Source organism: Bacillus cereus group sp. N8 (genome assembly GCF_016483685.1).
GTDB classification, from domain to species: domain Bacteria; phylum Bacillota; class Bacilli; order Bacillales; family Bacillaceae_G; genus Bacillus_A; species Bacillus_A proteolyticus.
Genome location: NZ_JAEHBK010000102.1, coordinates 1 through 1,972, shown reverse-complemented (window position 1 = coordinate 1,972; position 1,972 = coordinate 1). Strand labels below are relative to the sequence as shown.

Genomic DNA, 1,972 nt, shown 5'->3' with positions numbered 1-1,972 from the left:
TGTACAGAGATAATAAAGTTGTTTAATTTACAATAAAGTCATTTAAAAAATAATATAGTTGTTTAAAAATCCTTCTTCTACTAACGAGGCAGGTTAGTGGAAGAAATAGCAAGTGGGTTTAACTAGGAGAAGTGTCGATGACATTAAAGAAGACACCGAGGTGTCTTCTGTTTTTTAAATTAAAAATATCGATAAATTAGGATTTATTTACTTAACATTATACTTATTTTCGGACCGAGGCATCTAATCGGTGAGTATATACAAACCAAGTAATGCTTGCTGTTAATAATGTTGACGAAATTAAAGCTGTAAGAACACTATATGTTTGCCAAATAAGTATCGTTGACCAATCGAAGGCAAAAAACATTATACACTGGGCAATCGTAGCGATTAGGAAAATAATTGTTACGATTGTTCTCTTTTTTGTCATTGGCTGCTGCTCATTCGTTTTCCTTTTTCTTAATCCTAAGAAAAATAACAGAACGGCTAATAGACAAAGAATAATTGTGGTAGACGACAAAATGATGTCCAAAAGCTGTGTGCCGCTTATCTCATATGACTGAGCTAGATTGCCGTTTAATATATTTTTAACTTTTAGTACCAGGTTTATATTGGTATTTGCGCCGTTGCTCAGTAAGCAGATGGCTGTTCTTTCATTTGGCAGTATGGCTACTTCGGTACTAAAATTTGGATTACCCCCAGTGTGTTCTATAAACGTTTGTTCGGCGTTTACCGACCAACCTGCCGCATAATACATATCATTGACAGCCGAAACAGACATATCACCCCTATGTGATTTTTCGATGGCCCTGTGAAATATTTCGGGTATGTCCTGCACGATACCCATCTGTATGCCCATCCAACGCGCCATATCTTTTGTATTAGAAATGATATAGCCGGCAGGTTTATTCCCAGCATAATCCGGAGCGTTAAATGGAGTTGTTATAAAAAAGGAAGAACGGTAGCCCTGTGCTAACTGTCCAGTGGCTTGAGCATCTTCTTTATAAACATACGTCTGGTGAAGACCTAAGGGTAGAAATACCTGTTCCTTCATAAAGTCTTCATAGCTTTGTCGTGATACAATCTCAATAACCAAACCCAATACGTCATAATTAACGGTTCCATAGTTATATTGTTCACCGGGAGAGAACGCCAATTCTGCATCTACCAGCGTTTCCACAGTCTTTTGCAACATATCAGGCGTATTACCTTGTGGAATATTTTGAAGATGTCTAATATTTGTTAGGCCGCTGGTATGGTGAAGAAAGTTATTTAGTGTAAGGTTTTGCATATCAACAGGTTTACCTTGATACTTTAACGTAAACCAAGGTAAATATTTTTGGATAGGGTCAGTCATTGATAGCAGCCCTTGCTCTTCCAATAGCAAAATCCCCATACCAGTAAAAGCTTTACTCACCGAGGCCAACTCATAGAGTGTATTTTCACTTGCAGACAATCCCTTTTCAAGATCTGCATACCCAGAAGAAAAGTAGAACACTTCACCATCAGCAAGTATTGAGATTGACATTCCAGGCACACCTGACGTACGACAGGCATCATCTAGCAATGCTTGTATTGCCACAGATTTCGAATCTGACAACGCATAACCTTGTATTGCGAATCCTGAGAATAATATAAATATCGTTAATACAAAAACAATAGTCTTTTTCATACACTCTCCTTTTTGAAGAATTATAAGGGTATAAATAACTTATTTTTATAACTATAAACTAAATTCTAATTTATCTTTCTATTCACCTATATAATATCAAATAATTGTGAAGAGTTACACTTAAACTAACGGGGGCGTTAGTTCAATAAGAAGTAAACAACTTTATTATTCATTTTTTAAGCATTACATAAGCAGATGGATATAATTTGAAACAACTTTAAAGAGCCTTGCTGCATATAGAATGTAGTAAGGCTCTTATCTTTTTTAATCAAAATTCAATAACTTTATTATCACTATACA

The 1,972-nt window shown here is 35.5% G+C and carries 1 protein-coding gene; it reads right to left on the bottom strand.

Translation table 11 applies throughout. The annotated features are described in order from the left end of the window. Positions 1-223: 223 nt before the first annotated feature. Complete coding sequence (locus JDS80_RS30545) at positions 224-1,672, bottom strand: serine hydrolase domain-containing protein (RefSeq protein ID WP_199640802.1); 1,449 nt, start codon at positions 1,670-1,672, stop codon at positions 224-226. Between the last annotated feature and the right edge of the window lie 300 nt (positions 1,673-1,972).

What these genes read in the sequence shown, in the direction of transcription:
- JDS80_RS30545 (WP_199640802.1), bottom strand. Translation starts at nt 1,672, where the DNA reads ATGAAAAAGACTATTGTTTTTGTATTAACGATATTTATATTATTCTCA.